Source organism: Mycolicibacterium sp. P4_G11 (assembly GCF_056555145.1).
This window is the reverse complement of the sequence record NZ_JBFUJW010000018.1, coordinates 1-20,483: the sequence shown is the minus strand read 5'-3', so window position 1 is coordinate 20,483 and position 20,483 is coordinate 1. Positions and strand designations below refer to the sequence as shown.

The window sequence follows — 20,483 nt, the reverse complement described above, 5'->3', positions numbered from 1 at the left end:
GGTGGGGCGGCTATGACCGGGACAGGGGTGATCCGGCTCACCGAAGCCGACTGGCGGATGTTCGCCGCGCTGCGGCTGCGGGCGCTGGCCGATTCCGCGGGCACCGACGATGCCGAGTACCGCACCGAGATGAGCTTCACCGGGACGCAGTGGCGCCGGCGGCTGCGGGCCCACGCGCAGTTCGCCCTCGCGTACGAGGACCGCCTGGTGGGCCTGATCGCCGCGCATCGGGCCAGCCCCGGCTCGGTGTACCTGTACTCGCTGTGGACCGATCCGATCGCCCGCGGCCACGGGGTGGCGCGCACCCTGCTGACCGCGGCCATCGACTGGGGACGCGGCCTGGGAGCGCACACCGTGACGCTGCGGGTGCACCGGAACAACGACGCCGCGCTCGGGGTCTACCGGGCCTTCGGGTTCGTCGCCACGACCGATCCGGCCGGCGGTTCCCAAATCCCCGGTCGGGCAGACGAACTCACGATGTCTTTGACGCTGAGTTGAGGTCCGGGCGGTATTTCACGACCAATTCGCGGAGGCGATCCATCGCATCGACGGCCCGGGCCTTGTCGACGGTCTGGATGGCCATGATCGGGACGTACTCGTCGTCGGGCAGGTCGACGCGCGCCCACCGCGCCCCCAGCGGGAACGACACGCCGGCGACGTCGGACCAGGCAATGGTCTTGTCGCTCAACACGTTACGGACGACGATGCCGGCCGGACCGACCCGCAACCGGGAGCGCGTCGGCAGCAGTACCGCGCCGGCGAGGATGACCCCGAGCAACGCCATGGACACCTGGTCGGCGGTCTGGAAGATCACCCCGGTGGCACCGATTTTCAGCAGCGCGCCCACCGTGACGTGCACGGCGATGATGACGGCGGCCGCCACGTAGGCGACGATCTTCACACGCTGCGGCCGGACCTCGAGGTCCCAGCCGGCGGTTTCCTTCGTCATCGACGCAGGTCGCGCAAGGTCAGCGCGGTGGCCAAGGCCGCCGACGCGGCCTGCTCACCCTTGTCCTCCGCCGACCCGGGCAAGCCGGCGCGGTCGAGCGCCTGCTCTTCGGTGTTGACCGTGAGGACACCGTTCGCGACGGGCGTCGACTCGTCGAGCGACACCCGGGTCAGGCCCTGCGTGACGGCGTCACACACGTAGTCGAAATGTGGCGTGCCACCCCGGATCACCACACCCAGCGCGATCACCGCGTCGTGGGTCTTGGCCAATTCCTGTGCCACCACGGGGATTTCGATGGCACCGAGCACCCGGACCACGGTCGGTTCGGCGATACCCGACGCGGTGGCGACCCGAAGAGCGCCGTCGAGCAGCGCGTCGCAGACGGTGGTGTGCCAGGTGCTGGCGACGATGGCCAGCTTGACCCCGGACGCGTCGAGCGCCGGCATGTCCGGAACGCCGACACCGCTCATTTGCGTTCTCCGACCGCGCAGCTCACTTGTTGTCTCCGTCTGTCGTGTCACCGGCGAAATCGTCGAGCCCGCTGAGGTCGTGCCCCATGCGGTCCCGCTTGGTCATCAGGTAGCGGATGTTGTCGGCGTTGGGGCCGATGGGCAGCGGCACGCGCTCGATGATGTGCAGGCCGTAGCCGTCCAGACCCACGCGCTTGGCCGGGTTGTTGGTCAGCAGCCGCATGGACCGGATACCGAGGTCGACCAGGATCTGGGCCCCGATGCCGTAGTCCCGGGCATCGGCGGGCAGGCCGAGTTCCAGGTTGGCGTCGACGGTGTCGGCGCCGGCGTCCTGCAGCTGGTAGGCCTGCAGCTTGTGCAGCAGGCCGATGCCGCGGCCTTCATGTCCGCGCATGTACAGCACCACGCCGCGGCCTTCGTTGGCCACCATCTCCATGGCGGCGTCGAGCTGGGGGCCGCAGTCGCAGCGCCGGGAACCGAACACGTCACCGGTCAGGCATTCCGAGTGCACGCGCACCAGGACATCGTCACCGTTCTCCACGGAGACATCGCCGCGCACCAACGCGACGTGCTCGACGTCCTCGTACATGCTGGTGTAGCCGACAGCGCGGAACTCGCCATGCCGGGTCGGGATGCGGGCCTCGGCGACGCGCTCGATGTGCTTCTCGTGCTTGCGGCGCCACTCGATCAGGTCCGCGATGGAGATCAGCGCCAGGTCATGGTCGTCGGCGAAGACGCGCAGCTCATCGGTCTGGGCCATGGAGCCCTCGTCCTTCTGGCTGACGATCTCGCAGATCGCACCGGCGGGCTGTAACCCGGCCAAGCGGGCCAGATCCACCGCGGCCTCCGTGTGGCCGGGACGGCGCAACACGCCACCGTCCTTGGCGCGCAACGGAACTACGTGTCCGGGCTTGGTGAAATCGTCGGCGACAGCGTCCGGATCGGCCAGTGCCTGCATGGTCTTGGCCCGGTCAGATGCCGAAATACCGGTTCCCACACCCTTTTTCGCGTCAACGGTGACGGTGTAGGCGGTGCCGTGCTTGTCCTGGTTCACCGCGTACATCGGCAGCAGACCCAGCCGGTCGCAGACCTCGCCGGACAGCGGAACACACAGGTAGCCCGAGGTGTAGCGGACCATGAAGGCCACCAACTCCGGCGTCGCCTTCTCCGCGGCGAAGATCAGATCGCCTTCGTTCTCGCGATCTTCGTCGTCAATGACGACGACAGCCTTGCCCGCCGCGATATCGGCTATCGCCCGCTCGACGGAATCAAGCCTCGTCATCTCCACCACCCTTGCCGTGGCCACCTCAGGGCCAAGTTGATCACCTACCAGTATGAACCACTGGTACAGGCCGACTTACTCCCGCCGGTCCGCTCAGCGGTCACGGCATGACCGGTCGCTACTGCGCCGGGGTGAGCAGCCGCTCGACGTATTTGGCGATGACGTCGACTTCCAGGTTCACCGTCGTCCCCACCGGGGCGCGGCCCAACGTCGTCAGCTGCAACGTCGTTGGAATCAGAGAGATCTCGAACCAGTCGCCCTGCTCGTCGCGCCCCAGGCCGGACACCGTCAGCGACACCCCGTCCACGGTGATCGAGCCCTTCTCCACCACGTATCGGGCCAGCTGCGGCGGCAGCGCGATGCGCACGACCTCCCAGTGCTCCGAGGGTGTGCGCGACAGCACAGTGCCGGTGCCGTCCACGTGGCCCTGCACGATGTGCCCACCGAGGCGGCTGTTGATCGCCGCGGCGCGCTCCAGGTTGACCCGGCCACCGACCTCGACGCCGGCCAGGCTGGACCGGTTGAGGGTCTCGGCCATCACATCGGCGGAGAAAGCGCCATCGGGCAGCACGTCCACGACAGTCAGGCAGACGCCGTTCACCGCGATCGAGTCACCGTGCCCGGCATCGGTGGTGACCAGCGGGCCGCGGATGACGAACCGCGCCGCATCGGTCAGTTGGTCCTTGCTGACGATCTCGCCGAGCTCTTCGACAATGCCGGTGAACATGCGCCCCAGCCTAGCTATGCCCAGTCGCTCCGCTCGCCCCCTCCGCTATCGCCCGAGATGCTTCTCCCCGAAGTAGTGAGCCACCGGGTTGCCGTTGAAGTTCGCGACCGGCCGGTACCCCTCTGATTCGTACAACCGCTGGGCGTGCGGCTGCCGCGACCCGGTGTCGAGCCTGGCAACCGCATAGCCGAGTCCGCGGGCGGCGTCCTCCAAGGCCCGCAACAGGATTCGGGCCACGCCCTGCCCCCGCGCCTCGGGCGCGACGTACATCCGCTTGATCTCGCAGGTCCCGTCGGGCAGCCGCTTGAGCCCGCCACCGCAGACCGGCCGACTCTCGAGGTATCCGGCCAGGTAGACGCCATGCGGTGGTCCGAGTTCAGCGGGCCCGGCCTTCGGCATGTCGGGTGCGTTCAGATCGAGTCCACCGCGGACGTCGGCGTACAGCTCGGCCATCTCGGCCTCCATGGCACCCACCAGTGCCGCGCCGTCGCCGATATCGATCGGAACCGCCCGAAATTCGAGTTCAGCAACCATGCCTGAGGTTCTACCGGCCGGTCGAGGCAACTGGTTAGTCGGGCGCACCTATTACGATGCAGGGCATGCAGACGCGCAAACGCTCCGCCATGCTTGTTTCCCTACTCTCCACCGTGATGGCCGGGGTGCTCCTGGTCTCCGGCTGCTCGAAGTCCGAGGCCCCCTCGGCCCCGCTGCCCGACGCCACCGCGCTGCTCAAGCAGTCCGCCGACACCACCCGCGGCCAGCAGAGCGTGCACCTGGTCCTGACGGTCAACGGCAAGATCGCCAAGCTGACCGTGACCAAGCTGACCGGTGACATGACGCTGACCCCGGCGGTCGCCGGCCAGGGCAAGGCCAACCTGTCGGTGGGCGGCATGGGCGTCCAGGACGCCCCGTTCGTCGTCTACGACAACCACCTGTACGCCTCGCTGTCGTCCGGTGGCCCGCTGTCGGACTTCGGCCCCGCCGACGCCATCTACGACATCTCGGCGATCCTGCGCCCGGAGACCGGCCTGGCCAACATCCTGGACAACTTCACCGAGGCCAAGGCCGTCGGCCGCGAGGACATCAACGGCGTGAAGACCGTCAAGGTCACCGGCACCGTCAGCGCCGACGCGGTCAACAAGATCGCCCCGCAGCTGAAGGTCACTCAAGCGCTCCCGGGCACCGCCTGGATCGAAGAGGGTGGCAACCACCAGCTGGCTCAGGCTCAGCTGGAGACCAGCCCGGGCAACAACCTGCAGATGACGCTGACCGACTGGGGTAAGCCGGTCACCGTCAACAAGCCCGACGTTCAGTAATGGCCGGGGGCAATAACCGCCACGTCGCGATAGCCGCGGGCAGTATCGCGGTCCTGCTCGGCGCGCTCGACACCTATGTCGTCGTGACGATCATGACCGACATGATGAAGGATCCGCCGGACGGGATCGGCATCCCGATCAACAAGATCCAGCAGGTCACGCCGGTCGTCACCTGGTACCTGCTGGGCTACATCGCGGCGATGCCGCTGCTGGGCCGGGCCTCGGACCGGTTCGGCCGCAAGCTGGTGCTGCAGGCGAGCCTGGCGCTGTTCGTGGTGGGCTCGATCGTCACGGCGATGGCAGGCATGTTCGCCCCGGCGAACGAGGTGATCGAGCCACTGATCCAGCTGATCGTCGGCCGGACCATTCAGGGTGTCGCCAGTGGCGCCCTGCTGCCGGTGACGCTGGCCCTGGCTGCCGATCTGTGGGCCGCGCGCAACCGTGCCGGTGTGCTGGGCGGTATCGGTGCGGCGCAGGAGCTGGGCAGTGTGCTCGGCCCGCTGTACGGCGTGGCCGTGGTGTGGCTGCTGCACGACTGGCGGGATGTCTTCTGGATCAACGTGCCACTGACCATCGCGGCCATGGTGATGATCCACTTCAGCCTGCCGTCGCGCATCGAGACCGAGACGCCGGAGAAGGTCGACGTGCTCGGCGGCGTGCTGCTGGCCGTCGCGCTCGGGCTGGCGACCTGGGGTCTGTACAACCCGAACCCGGACGGCAAGCAGGTCCTCCCGGAAAACGGCCCGCCGTTGCTGATCGGCGCCGCGGTCGTCGCGGTCGCGTTCTTCGTGTGGGAGAAGATCGCCCGCACCAAGCTGATCGACCCGGTGGGTGTGCACTTCCGGCCATTCCTGGCGGGCCTGGCGTCCTCGCTGTGCGCGGGCGCGGCGCTGATGGTCACGCTGGTGAACGTCGAGCTCTTCAGCCGCGGTGTGCTCGGTATCGACCAGGCGCATGCGATCTTCAAGCTGGCGTGGTTCCTGGGTGCGTTGCCGGTCGGCGCGCTGGTCGGCGGGTGGATCGCCACCCGGGTCGGCGACCGGATCGTCGCCTTCGTGGGCCTGCTCATCGCGGCGGCCGCGTATCTGCTGGTGTCGCACTGGGACATGGACGTGCTCTCGGCCACTCACGACCTCGTGGTGGTGTCCTTGCCGAAGCTGCCGACCGATCTGATCATCGCCGGCCTGGGGCTCGGCCTGGTCATCGGACCGCTGACGTCGGCGACGCTGCGGGTGGTGCCGACGGCCCAGCACGGCATCGCCTCGGCCGCAGTCGTGGTGTCCCGCATGATCGGCATGCTGATCGGCATGGCGGCGCTGTCAGCGTGGGGCCTGTACAAGGTCCAACAGGCGCTGGCCTCGATGCCTGCGGTCAAGGGCGTCGACCTGGCCGATGCGGCCGCACAGATCGCGAAGAACACGAAGACGGCGTACACCATGCAGTACAGCTCGATCTTCCTGATCACCGCCGTCGTCTGCGTGGTGGGTGCGCTGGCCGGTCTGCTGATCGCCGGCCGCCACGAGCAGGCCGACGAACCCGAGAACGCCCCCGAGGCTGATCCGGCGCCAGTCGCCTGACCCGTGACAACAACGGAGCCGCAGAGTCGATCGACTCTGCGGCTCCGTTGTTTCTGGCCTGTTCAGTGGCAGCGTGCTAGCACCGCTCCACACCCGGGCGCATCAGCACCACGTTGTCCGGGATGTACGCCGGGGTCGGCGCGGGGGCCGCGTGGGGCCCGTTCGCGTGTGCCGCGAGGCGTTCCAGCGCCCCGTCCACAGCGTCGTCGAATTCCTCGACAACACTCAGCACCGCCCGCAGGGGCCGGCGGAACACCATGTCTTTGATGCCATCTTCAACCGGACGGAAGCTGAGCCAGTCCTGCAGTGCAGTCATGCTCTTATCCTTTGCTCGTGTTCACCTTCGCTCTAACGGCATCGGTGAGCGCGATATTTCGGCCGGATCCAGATGACCCGGTCTCTGTGCCCAATTTTACGGATGCGAAATCGTGGCTTCCTGCACGAATGCCGAGGCGTTGATCTCAAACTGATAACGATTAGCAAAACTAAAGATGCGCTGCGGTGAGCCCAATCACACTGCGCGCCACGGTGAATCGCACGTCTCAGCAGCTTTTGGGAATCAATTCGGACGGTTCAGTGGGCGGAACTCACGAGCCGAACCCACACGGTCGGCGCAAAATGTTCGCTGGAAGTAGCCGAGCAATCAGTTCGGCACCAGGCTGAGCCGCACGTCGGCGCCGACGGTCGCTACCCCGTCGAACCGCCAGCGGCGCGCCTGCGAGATGGTCGGCACCCCGACGTCGTCGATCGCGGTGATCGGTCCACCCAGCAGCGTCGGCGCCAGATAGGCCAGAATCCGGTCCACCAACCCGGCCCGCACGAACGCCCCGGCCAGCGTCGGACCGCCTTCGAGGATCACGTCGGTCCGGTCGGACAGCGCCTGCAGTACCTCGAGCGGGTCGTGCGTCCGGATCACCATGGTCCGGGATTCATCGTTCAAGATGTTCGACTCCGACGAAATCTCACGCTCGCCGACCACGACCCGCAGCGGCTGACGGGCAGCCAGAGTGCCGTCGGTTAGGCGTGCGGTCAGCGTTGGGTCATCTGACAGCACGGTTCCGGTCCCCACCACGATGGCGTCGGCGACCGCGCGGTGCCGGTGCACGTCAGCCCGGGCGGCCGCACCGGTGATCCACTGGCTGGTGCCGTCGGCGGCAGCACTGCGGCCGTCGATGCTGGCCCCGAACTTCCACGTGACGTGCGGGCGGCCCGTGCGCTGGCGGTGCAGCCACTCCCGCAGCGGCCCGCCGGAGACCTCATCGGCGAGGACGCCCGAAGACACCGTGACACCGGCGTCGGAGAGCCGCTGAGCGCCGCCCGCGGCGACCGGATTCGGGTCGGACACGGCGAAGACGACGGCCGCCACCCCGGCGTCCAGCAGCGCGTCGACGCAGGGGCCGGTGCGGCCCTGGTGATTGCACGGCTCGAGCGTGACCACGGCGGTGCCGCCCGCGGCCCGGGTACCGGCCCGGCGCAGCGCCATCACCTCGGCGTGCGCCTCCCCCGCCGGCTGGGTCCCGCCAACGCCGGCCACTTCGCCGTCGCGGTCCAGGATGACGGCGCCGACCGGCGGATTCGGGTAGGTGGTGCCTTTCACTGCGTCGGCCTGGCCGATGGCCATCCGCATCGCAGCCTCGAGTGCCTCCGGCGTCACAGCACCAGGTGCGGCGAGGCAGCGGCGGCCTGACGCCGCAGGGCCTCCACGGCGGCACCTGGGTCGGCCGCGTTGTAGACCGCGGAGCCCGCGACGAAACAGTCGACGCCGGCCGCAGCGGCCGCCTCGATGGTGTCGTCGTTGATGCCGCCATCGATCTCGACGACCAGGGTCAGCTCACCGGCGTCCACCAGGCGGCGCACCGCGGTGACCTTGGGCAGCACCTCGGCGATGAACTTCTGGCCGCCGAACCCGGGCTCCACCGACATCACCAGCAGGGTGTCGAACTCACGCAGGATTTCCAGGTACGGCTCGATCGGGGTGCCGGGTTTGACGCTCAGGCCCGCCTTCGCGCCGGCGGCCCGGATGTCGCGGGCGACGGAGATCGGGTCGTCGGTGGCCTCGGCGTGGAACGTGACGTTGTAGGCGCCGGCCTCGGCGTAGGAGGGCGCCCACCGCTTGGGGTCCTCGATCATCAGGTGGCAGTCCATCGGGATGTCGGTGACCTTCAGCAGGCTCTCGACGACCGGCAGACCCAGCGTCAGGTTGGGGACGAAATGGTTGTCCATGACGTCTACGTGCAGCCAGTCGGCGCCCGCGACTGCCGCGGTCTCCTCAGCGAGCCGGGCGAAGTCGGCGGAAAGGATGGACGGCGCGATGAGTGGTCCTGCCATGGCGGTCAGACTACTTTGAGCGCGGCTGCGAACATCGCATCGGTGCCATGCCGATGTGGCCATAACTGCACGTGTGGTCCGGGGCCCAGCCGATCGGCCGGGGCGAACAGCGGGCGGGTGTCGATCGCCTCGACGGGCTGGCGGCGCAGCGCGTCGGCGATCACCCCGACCGTCTCGGCCAGGTGCGGCGAGCAGGTCGCGTACAGCACCACACCGCCGGGGCGGGTGAGTTTGATTGCCGCGGCGAGCAATTCGCGCTGCAGGCGAGCCAGACCGGGCACGTCGGACGGCTGCCGGCGCCACCGCGCCTCGGGCCGGCGACGCAGTGCGCCCAGGCCAGTGCAGGGGGCGTCGACCAGGACACGGTCGAAGGAGCCGGGCTCCAGACCGGACTCGCGGCCGTCGACCCGGAGCACCTCGACACCCATGCCGGTGGTGTTGCGCTCGACCAGCTCCGCGCGGTGCTCGGTGGGTTCGACAGCGATCACCTCGGCGCCGCACTGCGCGGCGATGGCCGCCAGCATCGCGGTCTTGCCGCCGGGACCCGCACACAGATCCAGCCAGCGGGTGTCGTTGCCCTCCAGCGGCACCTCGGTCAGGGCCCGGGCCACCAGCTGGCTGCCCTCGTCCTGCACCTGTGCCAAACCGTCCCGGATCGGGTCCAGCTGACCGGGGTCGCCGCCGGGCAGGTACACCGCGTACGGCGAGAACCGGCCGACATCGCCGCCGATCGCCGCGGCCAGCTCCTCGGCGCTGATCTCGCCCGGGCGGGCCGCCAGGTGCACGAGGGGACGTTCGTCGTCGCTGGTGAGCATCGCGTCCAGCTCCCCCGCGTCGGCGCCCAGGGCGTCCGCGAAGGACTGGGCCACCCAGCGCGGGTGGGCGTGGGTGAACGCGGTGTGGCCGATGGGGTCGGCAGCGGCCGACGGTGCGAGCTCGGCCACCCAGGCGGCTTCGTCCTTGCTCGCGATGGCGCGCAGCACGCCGTTGACGAAACCCGCACGCACCGAATCGAATTCGACGCCGGCCTGCTCGACGGTGGTGTCCACCGCGGCGTGGGCATCGACCCGGGTACGGAGCAACTGGTAGGCGCCGAGGCGCAGCAGGTCCAGCAGCACGGCGTCGATCCGGTCGGTGGGCCGGCCGGCGGCACTCTCGATAACCGCGTCGAGCAGTCCGACGCAGCGGCAGGTGCCGTAGGTCAGCTCGGTGGCGAAGGCCGCGTCCCGGCCCTCGATGCCGCGGTCGCGCAGGATCGCGGGCAGCGCGAGGTTGGCGTACGCGTCGCGCTCGGACACGGCGCGCAGCACGTCAAATGCCGCCTGGCGCGCCGGATCCAGCGGCTTACGGCGCGGGCCACGCGGCGCGCGCCACTCGGCGTCGGCCGGCCGGGCCTGCTGCCTGCCCGGCTGTCTGCCCGGCTGCCGATCCTGACGATCCCGGCCGCCCGAGCGCCCCTGATTGTTCGGACGACCCTGCCGCCCGCGATCGCCGCCGCGTCCGTTCCGTTCGGTCACCGGGCCACCACACCTTCGTCCAGCCGGGCGCCGCGCGCCCAGTCCGCTGCCTTCATCGCCTTCTTCCCCGGCGGCTGGACCGTGCCCAGCCGCACCGGAGTGCTCCCCGTGCCGATCAGGACCCCCGCCTTCTGCACGCGAATTGCGCCGGGCGCCAACGGTTCTGCCTCGACCGGGACCACCGGACCGAGCTTGACCCGCAGGTCGCCGATCTCCGTCCAGGCTCCGGGGTTCGGAGAAACCGCGCGGACGCGGCGGTCGACGACATGCGCAGGCAGGTCCCAGCGCACCCGCGCGTCTTCGACGGTGACCTTGGGTGCGACCGTCACGCCGTCGGTGGGCTGCGGCACCGCGGTCAGCGCACCGTCCTCGACACCGTCGAGCGTCGTCTCCAGCAGGCCGGCGCCCGCGTCGGCCAGCCGGGCCAGCAGATCGCCCGCGGTGTCGATGGGCCGCACCGCCTCGGTCATCACGCCGTACACCGGCCCCGAGTCCAGGGCACGTTCGATCTGGAAAGTCGTGGCGCCGGTCACCTCGTCACCGGCGGCGATGGCGGCCTGCACCGGCGCGGCGCCACGCCAGGCCGGCAGCACCGAGAAGTGCAGGTTGATCCAGCCCAGCCGGGGCACCGCCAGCAGCTCGTCGCGCAGCAGCGCGCCGTAGGCGACGACGGCGCAGCAGTCCGGCGCCAGCTCGGCGAGTTCGGCGACGAACTCGGGCTCATTGGGCTTGGCCGGCCGCAGCACCGGAATGCCTTCGGCCAGAGCAAGTTCCGCGACCGGAGACGGCGCCGGCTTGCCGCGACGACCAGAGGCCGCATCAGGACGGGTCAGCACCGCGACCACCTCGTGGCGGGGCGACGCGATGAGCCTGCGCAATGAAGGCAGCGCGGGTTCCGGTGTTCCGGCGAAGACGATACGCACGATCCACCAGGCTACTTGTGGTCCACCCGAACACCCTCATCCGATGTGCAGCGGATCGATCTGCACCCGCACCGGCTGCTGATCGTGGCGGGCGCTGAGCACTCCGGTCGCCCGGCGCAGGGCCGCAGCCAGCACCAGCCCACGGTCGCGCGAGACCCGGACCAGCATCCGGTGCACCGGTGTGCCCGGGTCCAGACCGGGCGGTCGGCGAGCGCCGAACGGCAGGTCGACGGGACCCAGCACCTCGGCGTCGGGCGGCAGTGCGGCGGCCTCCAGCAGCGCGTCCGCCGCCTCCGGGATGCCGTCGACGGCGGCGAGATGCACCGCGGGTGGCAGCCCGACCTCGGTGCGGCCGTCGAGTTCGGCCTCGGCATGCCCGACCGGGTCCCAGCGCACCAGCGCCTGCACCGTCGGGATCGACGATTCCGCGACCACCGCGACGGTGCCGCCGGCCGCGCGGTCGAGCACCATGGCCGATGCCGACATCCAGCGGCGCAGCGTGTCCTCGGCGGCCCGCAGATCTTGGCGGCCCAGCAAGGCCCAGCCGTCCAGCAGCAGCGCCGCGCCGTAGCCGCCGTCGGCCCGCGGCTCGGCGCCCGGGGTGGCCACCACGACCGCGGGGCGTCCAGGTACCTCGGCCACCACGGCGTCACCGCCGGAGGTCACGATGGGCACCCCCGGGAAGGTCCGGCCCAGTTCCTCGGCGGTGCGCCGCGCCCCGACCACCACGGCACGTACCGCATCGGAGCCGCACCGGCCACAGCGCAGCGCGCTGTCCTGGCGGCCGCACCAGCGGCACACCGCCCCGACGGTGTCTCGGTCGAGCAGCGACAGCGGCCCGGTGCAGTGCCGGCAGCGGGCGATGGTCCGGCATTTGCCGCAGGCCAGCGCCGGGACGTAACCGCGGCGCGGCACCTGCACCAGCACCGGCCGCCCGGCGCTCAACGCGGCGCGAGCGGCGCCCAGCGCCATCGACGGCAACCGCGCGGTGCGGGCGGCGGCGTCGCGTTCATGGGTGTGCGCGTCGTCGTCGAGCGCGACGACCCGCGGGGCCCGTGCCCGCACCACACTGCGCCCGGCGACCAGATCGTGCGCCCACTTGCTGCGCACCAGCGCCTGCGCCTCGGCAGTGCGCGAGAAGCCACCGATGATTGCGCCACAACGCAATTGGTGTGCACGCAGCATCGCGACCTCGCGGGCGTGCGGATACGGCGCGCGGGGCTCGGAGAGCGAGTCGTCGCCGTCGTCCCACACGACGATGAGCCCGAGATCGGCGACGGGCGCGAACACCGCGCTGCGCGTGCCGATCACGAGCCGGGCCTGGCCGCGCAGCACCGCCAGCCACCGTCGGTAGCGCTGGGACGGGCCGAGGCCCGCGGACAGCGCCACCACCCGGTTGTCGTCGACCAAGGTCAAGGCCGCGGCGTGGACGGCGTCGACGTCACGCTGGTCCGGGACGATCAGCAGCGCACCGCGCCCGGCGTTGACGACGACGGCCGCCGCCTCGCACAGCCGCCTGGCCCAGTCCTCCCCCGGCAGGGCCTGCCACACCGCGCGCGCCGCCCGGCCCTCGGCGAGCGCCTCGAGGAACTGCTCACCGCGGGCGTACGGCTGCCAGGCACCGGGGTCGACGTGCTGCGGAGCGAACGGCGGGAGTTCCGGCGGCGGACCTTTCTCCACGGTGGCGTGCCGCGGCGGAATGGCCAGCCGCAGCACGTCGGGTCGGCTGCCGGCGTACCGGGCGGCCACGGCTTCGGCGAGGCGCTGCACATCCGGGGTCAGGACCCGCTCGCCCGACACCACGCGGTCCAGCCAGCCGAGCTTGCCCGAATGGTCGGTGTCCGAACGTCTTTCGAGAATGAATGCGTCGACCAGGCGGCCGTTGAACCGGACCTTGGCCCGCACACCCGGCTGCGCGTCGTCGGACAGGTCGGCAGGCACCAGGTAGTCGAACTCGCGGTCCAGGTGCGGCACCGACAGCATCGGCAGCACCCGAGCCACGGGCTCGTGTTCGGCCTGCGTCCTGGTGACGGTCACGCAGCCGGTGTAGCAGACAGGGGCGACACCGTCGACACCGTCCGGCCTGCGAAGAACCCGGCGGTGATCAGGAGCAACGAGGCGGCGTATGCCCACCAGATCGGGACCGCCAGTGTCTCGTCGCCGAGGACGAACTTGCTGATGCCGATCATGCCGTCACTCACCGCAAAACACAGTGCCCCGAGTGCGGTCCAGCGGGTCGGCAGGTCGGCGAACAGCGCCGTGCACACCATGGCCACCAGGACGGCCATGTAGACGGTGACGGGGATGGTCATCTTTTGCGCGACCAGGCTGGGCCAGAACCAGACGACCAGCCCGATGCAGACGACGACCAGCGCCGCGGCGCCGGCGGTGGCTGCTGGGGTACGCCGGGCCAGCGGCAGCAGCGCGGCCAGGAAGCACAGATGCGCGATCAGGAACGAACCGAGCCCGAACACGAACGACGGCACCCCGCCCGGCTGCCACCACGGCATGGCCAGCAGGAAGTCACCGCCTGCCGAGAACACCAGCGCGGCCACCAGCCAGCGGCGTTCACGGACGATGGCGTGTCCGGCCGCGGCCACGGCCAGCAGCAGCGCGGGCAGCGCCTTGATCTCGGGCTGCAGGACGAATTGCCCGGTCAGGTCAGCGCCCGACGGCAGCCGCAGCGCCGTCGCGATGAGGAAGATGCCGTAGCCGGCGGCGACCACTGCGGCCGCCACCCACAGCCGCCAGCGCGGTGCGTACGGTGAACTCATGTCGGACACTGTGCGTCCCCCACTCGATCCCATTCTGCAAAAGGTACTGGAAGCAGTTCCGTTCCAATTGACCATGGACGGCGGCGTCGAAGCCGCTCGAGCCCGGTTCCGTGAGCTGCCGCGCAAGGCGGTGTTCGAGGAGGTCCGCGCCGAGGACCGCGTCATCGAAGGCGTGCCCGTCCGGATCTACTGGCCGCCGAACATCGAACCGTCGGCACCCGTGGTGCTGTTCTTCCACGGTGGCGGCTGGGTGGTCGGCGATCTGAACACCTATGACGGCACCGCCCGGCTGCATGCCGCCGGGACCGGCGCCGTGGTGGTGTCGGTGGATTACCGGCTGGCCCCCGAGCACCCGTTCCCCGCGGCGGTGGACGACGTCTGGGCCGTCACACAGTGGGTGGCCGCCCATGCCGAGGAGATCGGCGGTGACCCGAATCGCCTTGCCGTGGCCGGTGATTCGGCCGGCGGTAATCTCGCCGCCGTGGTCGCGCAGCTGGCCCGTGATGCCGGCATCACGCTGCGAGCCCAGCTGCTGTGGTACCCGGCGACCACCTGGGACACCTCGCTGCCGTCGTTCACCGAGAACGCCGACGCGCCGGTCCTGGGCCGCGACGCCGTCGGTGGTTTCTCGTTGCTGTATGCCACGGGTGTCGACCTACGGAATCCGCCGGCCGCACTGGTGCCCGCGCGCGCCGAGTCACTGGCCGGGCTGGCACCGGCGTACATCGCCGTCGCCGGATACGACCCACTGCGCGACGACGGCATCACGTATGGCCAAATGCTCACCGCAGCGGGGGTTTCCGTCGAGGTGCACAACGCCGAGACCCTGGTGCACGGCTATCTCGGCTACCACGGCGTGGTGCCGGCGACGACCGAGGCGGCTGACCGCGGAATCGCTGCGCTGCGGGCCGCGTTAGCCTGAGGCATGACCTCGGATGTGACGCCGGACACTCGGCCTGATATCGACCCGATCCTCAAAGCCCTCCTGGACGCCGTGCCGCTGGAGTTCACCATCGACGACGGCGTCGAGGTGGCCCGGGCCAAGATCGCTGCGATGCGACCGCCCGCGGCGATGCTGCCGGACCTGCGGATCGAGAACCGCGTGCTCGATTGCGGTGACGCAGGCCAGATTCCGGCCCGCATCTACTGGCCGCCCATCGATGGTGAGACGCGTCCGCTGCCAGTGGTGGTCTTCTACCACGGTGGCGGCTGGGCGATCGGCGACCTGGATTCACACGACCACGTGGCCCGGGCCCATGCCATCGGCGCCCGCGCCATCGTGGTGTCGATCGAGTACCGGCTGGCACCTGAGCATCCGTTCCCGGCCGGTATCGAGGATTCCTGGGCCGCGCTGCAGTGGGTTGCCGCGCATGCCGCCGATCTGGGCGGCGACCCGGCGCGCATCGCGGTGGCCGGCGACTCGGCAGGCGGCAACATCTCCGCGGTGATGGCGCAGCGGGCGCGCGACGCCGGCGGCCCGAACCTGACGTTCCAGCTGCTCTGGTACCCCGCGACCACGGGTGACACCACGCTGCCGTCGTTCACCGAGAACGCCGACGCACCCATGCTCAACAGCAATGTGACTGTGGCCTTCCTGTCCTGGTACCTGCCCGGCATGGACATCAGTGACGCCTCGACGCTGCCGACCGACCTGGCCCCGGCCAACGCCGAGTCGCTGGCCGGGCTGCCTCCCGCTTACATCGGCACCGCCGAGCACGACCCGCTGCGCGACGACGGCGCCCTGTACGCCAAACTGCTTGCCGCAGCCGGGGTTCCGGTCGAGTTGAGCAACGAACCGACCATGGTGCACGGCTTCGTCAGCCTCGCGCTGGCCTCGCCGGCGGCCACCGAGGCCACCAACCGGGGCCTGGCGGCCCTGCAGGCTGCCCTCCACACCTAGCGGTCTCTGCGCGAGCGGACGCAAACCTGTCGTTTTTGCGACAAAAGCGACAGTTTTGCGTCTGCTCGCGCGAGTATGGAGCCATGACAACGCCTGATGTCCAAACTGTGATCGTCGGCGCCGGCTTCTCCGGGATCGGGGCCGGCATCCTGCTGGACCGGGCCGGGCTCGGTGACTACCGAATCCTCGAAGCCGGCTCCGGGCCGGGCGGCACCTGGTTCTGGAACACCTATCCCGGTGTCGCCGTGGATATTCCGTCGTTCTCCTATCAGTTCTCGTTCGAGCAGAGCGCGGATTGGTCCCGCACCTACGCCAAAGGCCATGAGCTCAAGGCGTACGCCGAGCACTGCGTCGACAAGTACGGACTGCGAGACCGGATCCGCTTCGGCACCGAGGTCACCGGCGCCGAGTACGACGACGCCACCGACCTCTGGCGCGTGCACACCAGCAGCGGCACACTCACCGCGCGGTTCCTGATCAACGGCAGCGGCGTGCTGACGGTGCCCAAGCCGCCGGACATCGAGGGCGTGACCGACTTCGCCGGTATCACGCTGCACACCGCACGCTGGGATTCCGACATCGACCTGAGCGGCAAGCGCGTGGCGATCATCGGCACCGGCGCCTCGGCGGTCCAGGTGATCCCCGAGATCGCACCGATCGTGGAGCAGCTCACGGTGTTTCAGCGGACGCCCATCTGGTGCTTCCCCAAGCTGGACCTACCGCTGCCGGCCGCGGCCCGGTGGGCGATGCGCATCCCGGGCGGCAAGACGCTGCAGCGGCTGGCCAGCCAGGCGTACGTCGAGCTGACCTTCCCGCTGTCGGCGCAGTACTACAGCGTCTTCCCGTTGGCCGACGGCGCGGCCCGCATGGGACGGTCATTCCTGCGCCGCGAGGTCCACGACCCGGTGGTGCGCGACAAGCTCACCCCGCGCTACGCGGTGGGCTGCAAACGGCCGGGCTTCCACAACAGTTACCTCGCGACCTACAACCGCGAAAATGTCAGTCTGATAACCGAATCCATCGAGCGCATCACCCCGACCGGCGTACGCACCGCCGACGGGCAGGACCACGAGGTGGACGTGCTGATCCTCGCCACCGGGTTCAAGGTGATGGACGTCGACAGCGTGCCGACGTTCCCCGTCACCGGCGCCGGCGGGCACACCCTCGGCGAGTTCTGGGAGACGCAGCGGCTGCAGGCCTACGAGGGCGTCAGCATCCCCGGCTTCCCCAACTTCTTCACCGTCATGGGGCCGTACGGGTATGTGGGCTCGTCCTATTTCGCCCTGATCGAAGCTCAAGTCCACCACATCGTGCGGTGCCTGCAACGCGCCGAAAAGGTTGGCGCCCACCGGGTCGAGGTATCCCAGGAAGCCAATGACCGATACTTCGCCGAGATGTTGAGCAAACGTCACCGGCAGGTGTTCTGGCAGGACAGCTGCCAGTCGGCCAACAGCTACTACTTCGACAAGAACGGCGACGTGCCACTGCGGCCGGCCACCACGGTGGAGGCCTACGTCCGCAGCCGCCGGTTCGACCTCGACGACTACGAGTTCAGCGCGTGAGCGCTAGGCCCGCACTCATATGAAAGTTCTTTGAACCCGATAACTTTTGCCGCACGAAAGGCAACGGCCCGGCTATAGGCGCCGAAACGTCGGTACAGTCGCGAACGTGACTTCCCGGCCGATGCGATGGCGGGCAGCGGCCGTGCTGCTCGTCGCCCTGCTCGGTCTCGGCATCGGTATTCAGTTGAGCGGCAAGCCTGTTGCCATGCCGCATGAACACGCCGCCCCCATGCTCGTCGCCCCGGGACACACACTGCCCTCGGTGGCCGCGCAGCACCCACACGCGCGGGACGGCTCGGCCCCGTCGGCCCCGGAGCTGGTGACCACCGCCGGACTCCCCCGCTCCGCCTCCAACCTCCTGGCCCTGGGCCTGGTGGTGACCCTCGGCGTCCTCATGGTGTGCTGGCGCGCGTTGGCGCCCCAGACCGGCCGGGGTCCGCCGCGTCGCGCGCTTCAGATTCACACCGGCCGGGCGGTCCTGACCCGGCTCTGCATCTCCCGACGCTGATCGGTCAGCGCAGATCGGCCACGCTTCGTGTCCGGTCGGTGTTCGCTGCCCGATTCCGCTGCCGCGCCGCGGCCTCAAGCGAAAAGTGATGCACTCATGAACAATTCGACCAATCTCACCCTGCCCAGAAAATCCACTCGGCCGGCGTCCGGGCCGTGCCGGCTGGCTCGCTACGACCGCCCCGGCACCATGGTCGGCGGCACCCCGGTGCTGCGGATCGCCGCCCCGTTCACCACCGACGACCGGGGCTTCTGGGCCAAGCTCGAAGGCGTCAACCCCGGTGGCATGAAGGACCGGCCCGCCATGTACATGGTCGAACGCGGCCGCGCCCGCGGCGACCTGCTGCCCGGCGCACGAATCGTCGAATCCACCAGCGGGACACTCGGACTCGGCCTGGCCCTGGCCGGCACCGTGTACGGACACCCGGTCACCCTGGTGACCGATCCGGGCATGGAACCGATGATGCTGCGGATGCTGGCCGCGTACGGCGCCGACATCGACCTGGTCACCGAGCCACACCCGACCGGCGGCTGGCAGCAGGCCCGCCGCGACCGGGTGGGCCAGATCCTGGCCGGCGATCCCACCGCCTGGTACCCCGACCAGTACAACAACCCCGACAACGTCGACGCCTACCGCGATCTCGCCCTGGAATTGCAGTCGCAGCTCGGCACCGTCGACGTCCTGGTGTGCTCGGTCGGCACCGGCGGCCATTCGGCCGGGGTGGCAAAAGTGTTGCGCGAGTTCAATCCCGATCTCGAGCTGATCGGCGTCGACACCATCGGGTCGACGATCTTCGGCCAGCCCGCGCAGAGTCGCCTCATGCGCGGTCTGGGGTCGAGCATCTACCCGGACAACGTCGACTACGACGCGTTCTCCGAGGTGCACTGGGTGGCGCCCGCCGAAGCGGTGTGGGCCTGCCGCGCGCTGGCCGGGACCAGCTACGCCAGCAGCGGCTGGAGCGGTGGCGCGGTGGCGCTGGTCGCCGGCTGGGCGGCCCGGCATCACGATCCGGACACCACGATCGCCGCGATCTTTCCCGATGGGCCGCAACGGTATTTCGACACCGTCTACAACGACGACTACTGCCGCGAGCACAACCTGCTGGGGATCGAACCGCCGTCCGAACCGGCGGTGATCACCGATCCCGCTGAGCGCGTGGTGGATTCGTGGACGCGCTGCGCGACGGTGCGCAGGCCCGATGCGGCATCGCTGTGACGGAGGTGCGGTGATGGAAGTCCTCGCCCAGTTCCGCAGCTTCGGCTGGCCCAGTCGGGTGCTGATGCTCAACCAGTTCGGCATCAACCTCGGCTTCTACATGCTGATGCCGTATCTGGCCGGGTATCTGGCCGGCCCGCTCGGCTTGGCCGGCTGGGCCATCGGGCTGGTGCTCGGGGTGCGGAACTTCTCGCAGCAGGGCATGTTCATCGTCGGTGGGACGCTGGCCGACCGGCTCGGCTACAAGCCGCTGATCGTGGCGGGCTGCCTGTTGCGCACGGCCGCCTTCGGGCTGCTGGCGGTCGCGCAGTCCCTGCCGACGCTGCTCATCGCCTCGGCGGCAACGGGTTTCGCGGGGGCGCTGTTCAACCCCGCGGTGCGGGCCTACCTGGCCGCGGACTCCGGCGAGCGCCGGGTGGCGGCGTTCACGGTGTTCAACGTCTTCTATCAGGGTGGCATCCTGGCCGGCCCGCTGGTGGGACTGACCCTGATGGCGCTGGACTTCCGGGTCACCGCGGGCATGGCGGCGGTGGTGTTCGCGGTGCTGACCATCGCGCAGCTGTTCGCGCTGCCGAAAGACCACGCCGATCATGCTGTCGCCGAACGCGTCTCGGTACTGCACGACTGGCGCACCGTGCTGGCCAACCGGCCGTTCCTGTTGTTCGCGGCGTCGATGGTGGGCACCTATGTGGTGACGTTCCAGGTGTACCTGGCGCTGCCGCTGCACGCCGGGGTGCTCGCGCCGCACCACGAATCAGCCATTGTGGCAGCCGTTTTCGCGGTGTCGGGGCTGGTGGCCATCGGTGGCCAGATCCGCATCACGTCCTGGTTCACCGCGCGGTACGGCCGCGCCCAGTCGCTGACGATCGGGGTGCTGGTGCTGGCGGCGGCGTTCGTCCCGTTGATCGTCGTGCCCGACGACCGGTGGGGCCGACCGGTCGCGGTGGCCGCGCTGCTGACGACGGCCGCGCTGCTGGCCGTCGGATCGGCCGCGGTGTACCCGTTCGAGATGGACACCGTGGTCTCGCTCGCCGGCGACCGGCTCGTCGCGACCTACTACGGCTTCTACAACACCATCGTCGGCATCGGCATCCTGGTGGGGAACCTCGCCACCGGAGCGCTGATGGAGACCGCACGTGATGCCGGCCGACCCGAACTCATCTGGGTCGCGCTCACGACCATCAGCCTGCTGGTCGCGTTGGCCCTGTACCGGCTGCACCGGACGAACCGGCTGGAGCCTCAGCCCGTCAGCTGACCAGACACACGAAACCCCCTGAATCGATCGATTTGAAGTGGTCCCCGAAAGTTGGACTCTGACTTTGGGAGCTTAGGACTTAAGGGCCTGGGCCCGGTATTGGACCGGGCTCAGGCCCTTGAGTTTTGTCGAGATGCGTTCGGTGTTGTACCAGCGGATGTAGCCCTCGAGCGCGGTGGT

General features: G+C 69.6%; 22 protein-coding genes. 9 read left to right on the top strand and 13 right to left on the bottom strand.

Annotation, left to right across the window (positions count from 1 at the left end; all coding sequences use genetic code 11):
- Positions 1–12: 12 nt before the first annotated feature.
- Positions 13–498: a GNAT family N-acetyltransferase gene (locus AC1U2B_RS28325; protein WP_260939006.1), complete on the top strand. Its 486-nt coding sequence runs from the start codon at positions 13–15 to the stop codon at positions 496–498.
- Here the strand turns inward: AC1U2B_RS28325 and AC1U2B_RS28320 are convergent.
- The 5 genes from AC1U2B_RS28320 to AC1U2B_RS28300 form a co-directional block, all read right to left on the bottom strand.
- Positions 473–949: a PH domain-containing protein gene (locus AC1U2B_RS28320; protein WP_418002034.1), complete on the bottom strand. Its 477-nt coding sequence runs from the start codon at positions 947–949 to the stop codon at positions 473–475. The genes AC1U2B_RS28325 and AC1U2B_RS28320 overlap by 26 nt on opposite strands.
- Entirely contained in the window at positions 946–1,419 is a 474-nt protein-coding gene (gene ribH, locus AC1U2B_RS28315; RefSeq protein ID WP_260939010.1) for a 6,7-dimethyl-8-ribityllumazine synthase, read from the bottom strand. Before ribH ends, AC1U2B_RS28320 begins: the two co-directional genes overlap by 4 nt.
- 22 nt (positions 1,420–1,441) lie before the next feature.
- The gene (locus AC1U2B_RS28310; RefSeq protein WP_480219397.1) at positions 1,442–2,701 is read right to left on the bottom strand and encodes a bifunctional 3,4-dihydroxy-2-butanone-4-phosphate synthase/GTP cyclohydrolase II; all 1,260 of its coding nucleotides are present in this window, start codon (positions 2,699–2,701) and stop codon (positions 1,442–1,444) included.
- A gap of 118 nt (positions 2,702–2,819) precedes the next feature.
- On the bottom strand, positions 2,820–3,428 hold the full coding sequence (locus tag AC1U2B_RS28305; protein ID WP_043392634.1) for a riboflavin synthase: 609 nt from the start codon (positions 3,426–3,428) through the stop codon (positions 2,820–2,822).
- A 45-nt stretch (positions 3,429–3,473) separates the two neighbouring features.
- Positions 3,474–3,962, bottom strand: coding sequence for a GNAT family N-acetyltransferase (locus AC1U2B_RS28300; protein ID WP_480219396.1), 489 nt, complete (start codon positions 3,960–3,962; stop codon positions 3,474–3,476).
- Positions 3,963–4,027: 65 nt separating this feature from the next.
- On the opposite strand from AC1U2B_RS28300, the gene AC1U2B_RS28295 reads away from it, so the two are divergent.
- Together AC1U2B_RS28295 and AC1U2B_RS28290 are read left to right on the top strand one after the other, a co-directional pair.
- Complete coding sequence (locus AC1U2B_RS28295) at positions 4,028–4,744, top strand: LppX_LprAFG lipoprotein (protein WP_166651508.1); 717 nt, start codon at positions 4,028–4,030, stop codon at positions 4,742–4,744.
- Positions 4,744–6,321: an MFS transporter gene (locus AC1U2B_RS28290; RefSeq protein WP_480219395.1), complete on the top strand. Its 1,578-nt coding sequence runs from the start codon at positions 4,744–4,746 to the stop codon at positions 6,319–6,321. The genes AC1U2B_RS28295 and AC1U2B_RS28290 overlap by 1 nt, the downstream gene beginning before the upstream one ends.
- A gap of 76 nt (positions 6,322–6,397) precedes the next feature.
- Here the strand turns inward: AC1U2B_RS28290 and AC1U2B_RS28285 are convergent, their stop codons facing one another.
- From AC1U2B_RS28285 to AC1U2B_RS28255, 7 genes are all read right to left on the bottom strand, one after another.
- Positions 6,398–6,637: a hypothetical protein gene (locus AC1U2B_RS28285; protein ID WP_043392638.1), complete on the bottom strand. Its 240-nt coding sequence runs from the start codon at positions 6,635–6,637 to the stop codon at positions 6,398–6,400.
- 327 nt (positions 6,638–6,964) lie between these two features.
- On the bottom strand, positions 6,965–7,975 hold the full coding sequence (gene ribD / locus AC1U2B_RS28280; protein WP_480219394.1) for a bifunctional diaminohydroxyphosphoribosylaminopyrimidine deaminase/5-amino-6-(5-phosphoribosylamino)uracil reductase RibD: 1,011 nt from the start codon (positions 7,973–7,975) through the stop codon (positions 6,965–6,967).
- Positions 7,972–8,649, bottom strand: coding sequence for a ribulose-phosphate 3-epimerase (gene rpe / locus AC1U2B_RS28275; protein WP_418002041.1), 678 nt, complete (start codon positions 8,647–8,649; stop codon positions 7,972–7,974). The genes ribD and rpe overlap by 4 nt, the downstream gene beginning before the upstream one ends.
- A gap of 5 nt (positions 8,650–8,654) precedes the next feature.
- Positions 8,655–10,166, bottom strand: coding sequence for an RsmB/NOP family class I SAM-dependent RNA methyltransferase (locus tag AC1U2B_RS28270; protein ID WP_480219393.1), 1,512 nt, complete (start codon positions 10,164–10,166; stop codon positions 8,655–8,657).
- Entirely contained in the window at positions 10,163–11,089 is a 927-nt protein-coding gene (fmt, locus tag AC1U2B_RS28265) for a methionyl-tRNA formyltransferase (RefSeq protein ID WP_260972020.1), read from the bottom strand. Before fmt ends, AC1U2B_RS28270 begins: the two co-directional genes overlap by 4 nt.
- Positions 11,090–11,125: 36 nt before the next feature.
- A complete protein-coding gene (locus AC1U2B_RS28260; protein WP_480219392.1) occupies positions 11,126–13,126 on the bottom strand; it encodes a primosomal protein N' in 2,001 nt (666 codons plus the stop codon).
- Positions 13,123–13,863 (bottom strand): lysoplasmalogenase, encoded by a 741-nt coding sequence (locus AC1U2B_RS28255; RefSeq protein ID WP_480219391.1) that lies wholly within the window; start codon positions 13,861–13,863, stop codon positions 13,123–13,125. Before AC1U2B_RS28255 ends, AC1U2B_RS28260 begins: the two co-directional genes overlap by 4 nt.
- Between AC1U2B_RS28255 and AC1U2B_RS28250 the strand changes: the two genes are divergently transcribed.
- From AC1U2B_RS28250 to AC1U2B_RS28225, 6 genes are all read left to right on the top strand, one after another.
- Entirely contained in the window at positions 13,862–14,785 is a 924-nt protein-coding gene (locus AC1U2B_RS28250) for an alpha/beta hydrolase (protein WP_480219390.1), read from the top strand. The genes AC1U2B_RS28255 and AC1U2B_RS28250 overlap by 2 nt on opposite strands.
- Before the next feature lie 3 nt (positions 14,786–14,788).
- Complete coding sequence (locus AC1U2B_RS28245) at positions 14,789–15,763, top strand: alpha/beta hydrolase (RefSeq protein WP_480219389.1); 975 nt, start codon at positions 14,789–14,791, stop codon at positions 15,761–15,763.
- Between the two features lie 83 nt (positions 15,764–15,846).
- A complete protein-coding gene (locus AC1U2B_RS28240) occupies positions 15,847–17,325 on the top strand; it encodes a flavin-containing monooxygenase (RefSeq protein WP_480219388.1) in 1,479 nt (492 codons plus the stop codon).
- A 106-nt stretch (positions 17,326–17,431) separates the two neighbouring features.
- Positions 17,432–17,833: a putative copper homeostasis (lipo)protein LpqS gene (gene lpqS, locus AC1U2B_RS28235; RefSeq protein ID WP_480219387.1), complete on the top strand. Its 402-nt coding sequence runs from the start codon at positions 17,432–17,434 to the stop codon at positions 17,831–17,833.
- A gap of 96 nt (positions 17,834–17,929) precedes the next feature.
- Positions 17,930–19,048: a PLP-dependent cysteine synthase family protein gene (locus AC1U2B_RS28230; RefSeq protein ID WP_480219386.1), complete on the top strand. Its 1,119-nt coding sequence runs from the start codon at positions 17,930–17,932 to the stop codon at positions 19,046–19,048.
- A gap of 13 nt (positions 19,049–19,061) precedes the next feature.
- Positions 19,062–20,303: an MFS transporter gene (locus AC1U2B_RS28225; RefSeq protein WP_480219385.1), complete on the top strand. Its 1,242-nt coding sequence runs from the start codon at positions 19,062–19,064 to the stop codon at positions 20,301–20,303.
- A 72-nt stretch (positions 20,304–20,375) separates the two neighbouring features.
- On the opposite strand, the gene AC1U2B_RS28220 is transcribed toward AC1U2B_RS28225, so the two are convergent.
- Positions 20,376–20,483 (bottom strand): IS3 family transposase (locus tag AC1U2B_RS28220; protein WP_480217911.1); only part of this gene is annotated, 108 nt, incomplete at its 5' end.

Bases quoted from the DNA above. Each gene is read 5' to 3' on its own strand.
- AC1U2B_RS28290 (WP_480219395.1), top strand. From the start codon at position 4,744: ATGGCCGGGGGCAATAACCGCCACGTCGCGATAGCCGCGGGCAGTATC.
- AC1U2B_RS28285 (WP_043392638.1), bottom strand. From the start codon at position 6,637: ATGACTGCACTGCAGGACTGGCTCAGCTTCCGTCCGGTTGAAGATGGC.
- AC1U2B_RS28300 (WP_480219396.1), bottom strand. From the start codon at position 3,962: ATGGTTGCTGAACTCGAATTTCGGGCGGTTCCGATCGATATCGGCGAC.
- AC1U2B_RS28245 (WP_480219389.1), top strand. From the start codon at position 14,789: ATGACCTCGGATGTGACGCCGGACACTCGGCCTGATATCGACCCGATC.
- AC1U2B_RS28305 (WP_043392634.1), bottom strand. From the start codon at position 3,428: ATGTTCACCGGCATTGTCGAAGAGCTCGGCGAGATCGTCAGCAAGGAC.
- rpe (WP_418002041.1), bottom strand. From the start codon at position 8,649: ATGGCAGGACCACTCATCGCGCCGTCCATCCTTTCCGCCGACTTCGCC.
- AC1U2B_RS28250 (WP_480219390.1), top strand. From the start codon at position 13,862: ATGTCGGACACTGTGCGTCCCCCACTCGATCCCATTCTGCAAAAGGTA.
- AC1U2B_RS28225 (WP_480219385.1), top strand. From the start codon at position 19,062: ATGGAAGTCCTCGCCCAGTTCCGCAGCTTCGGCTGGCCCAGTCGGGTG.
- ribH (WP_260939010.1), bottom strand. From the start codon at position 1,419: ATGAGCGGTGTCGGCGTTCCGGACATGCCGGCGCTCGACGCGTCCGGG.
- AC1U2B_RS28255 (WP_480219391.1), bottom strand. From the start codon at position 13,863: ATGAGTTCACCGTACGCACCGCGCTGGCGGCTGTGGGTGGCGGCCGCA.
- AC1U2B_RS28320 (WP_418002034.1), bottom strand. From the start codon at position 949: ATGACGAAGGAAACCGCCGGCTGGGACCTCGAGGTCCGGCCGCAGCGT.
- AC1U2B_RS28295 (WP_166651508.1), top strand. From the start codon at position 4,028: ATGCAGACGCGCAAACGCTCCGCCATGCTTGTTTCCCTACTCTCCACC.
- AC1U2B_RS28325 (WP_260939006.1), top strand. From the start codon at position 13: ATGACCGGGACAGGGGTGATCCGGCTCACCGAAGCCGACTGGCGGATG.
- AC1U2B_RS28230 (WP_480219386.1), top strand. From the start codon at position 17,930: ATGAACAATTCGACCAATCTCACCCTGCCCAGAAAATCCACTCGGCCG.
- AC1U2B_RS28310 (WP_480219397.1), bottom strand. From the start codon at position 2,701: ATGACGAGGCTTGATTCCGTCGAGCGGGCGATAGCCGATATCGCGGCG.
- AC1U2B_RS28240 (WP_480219388.1), top strand. From the start codon at position 15,847: ATGACAACGCCTGATGTCCAAACTGTGATCGTCGGCGCCGGCTTCTCC.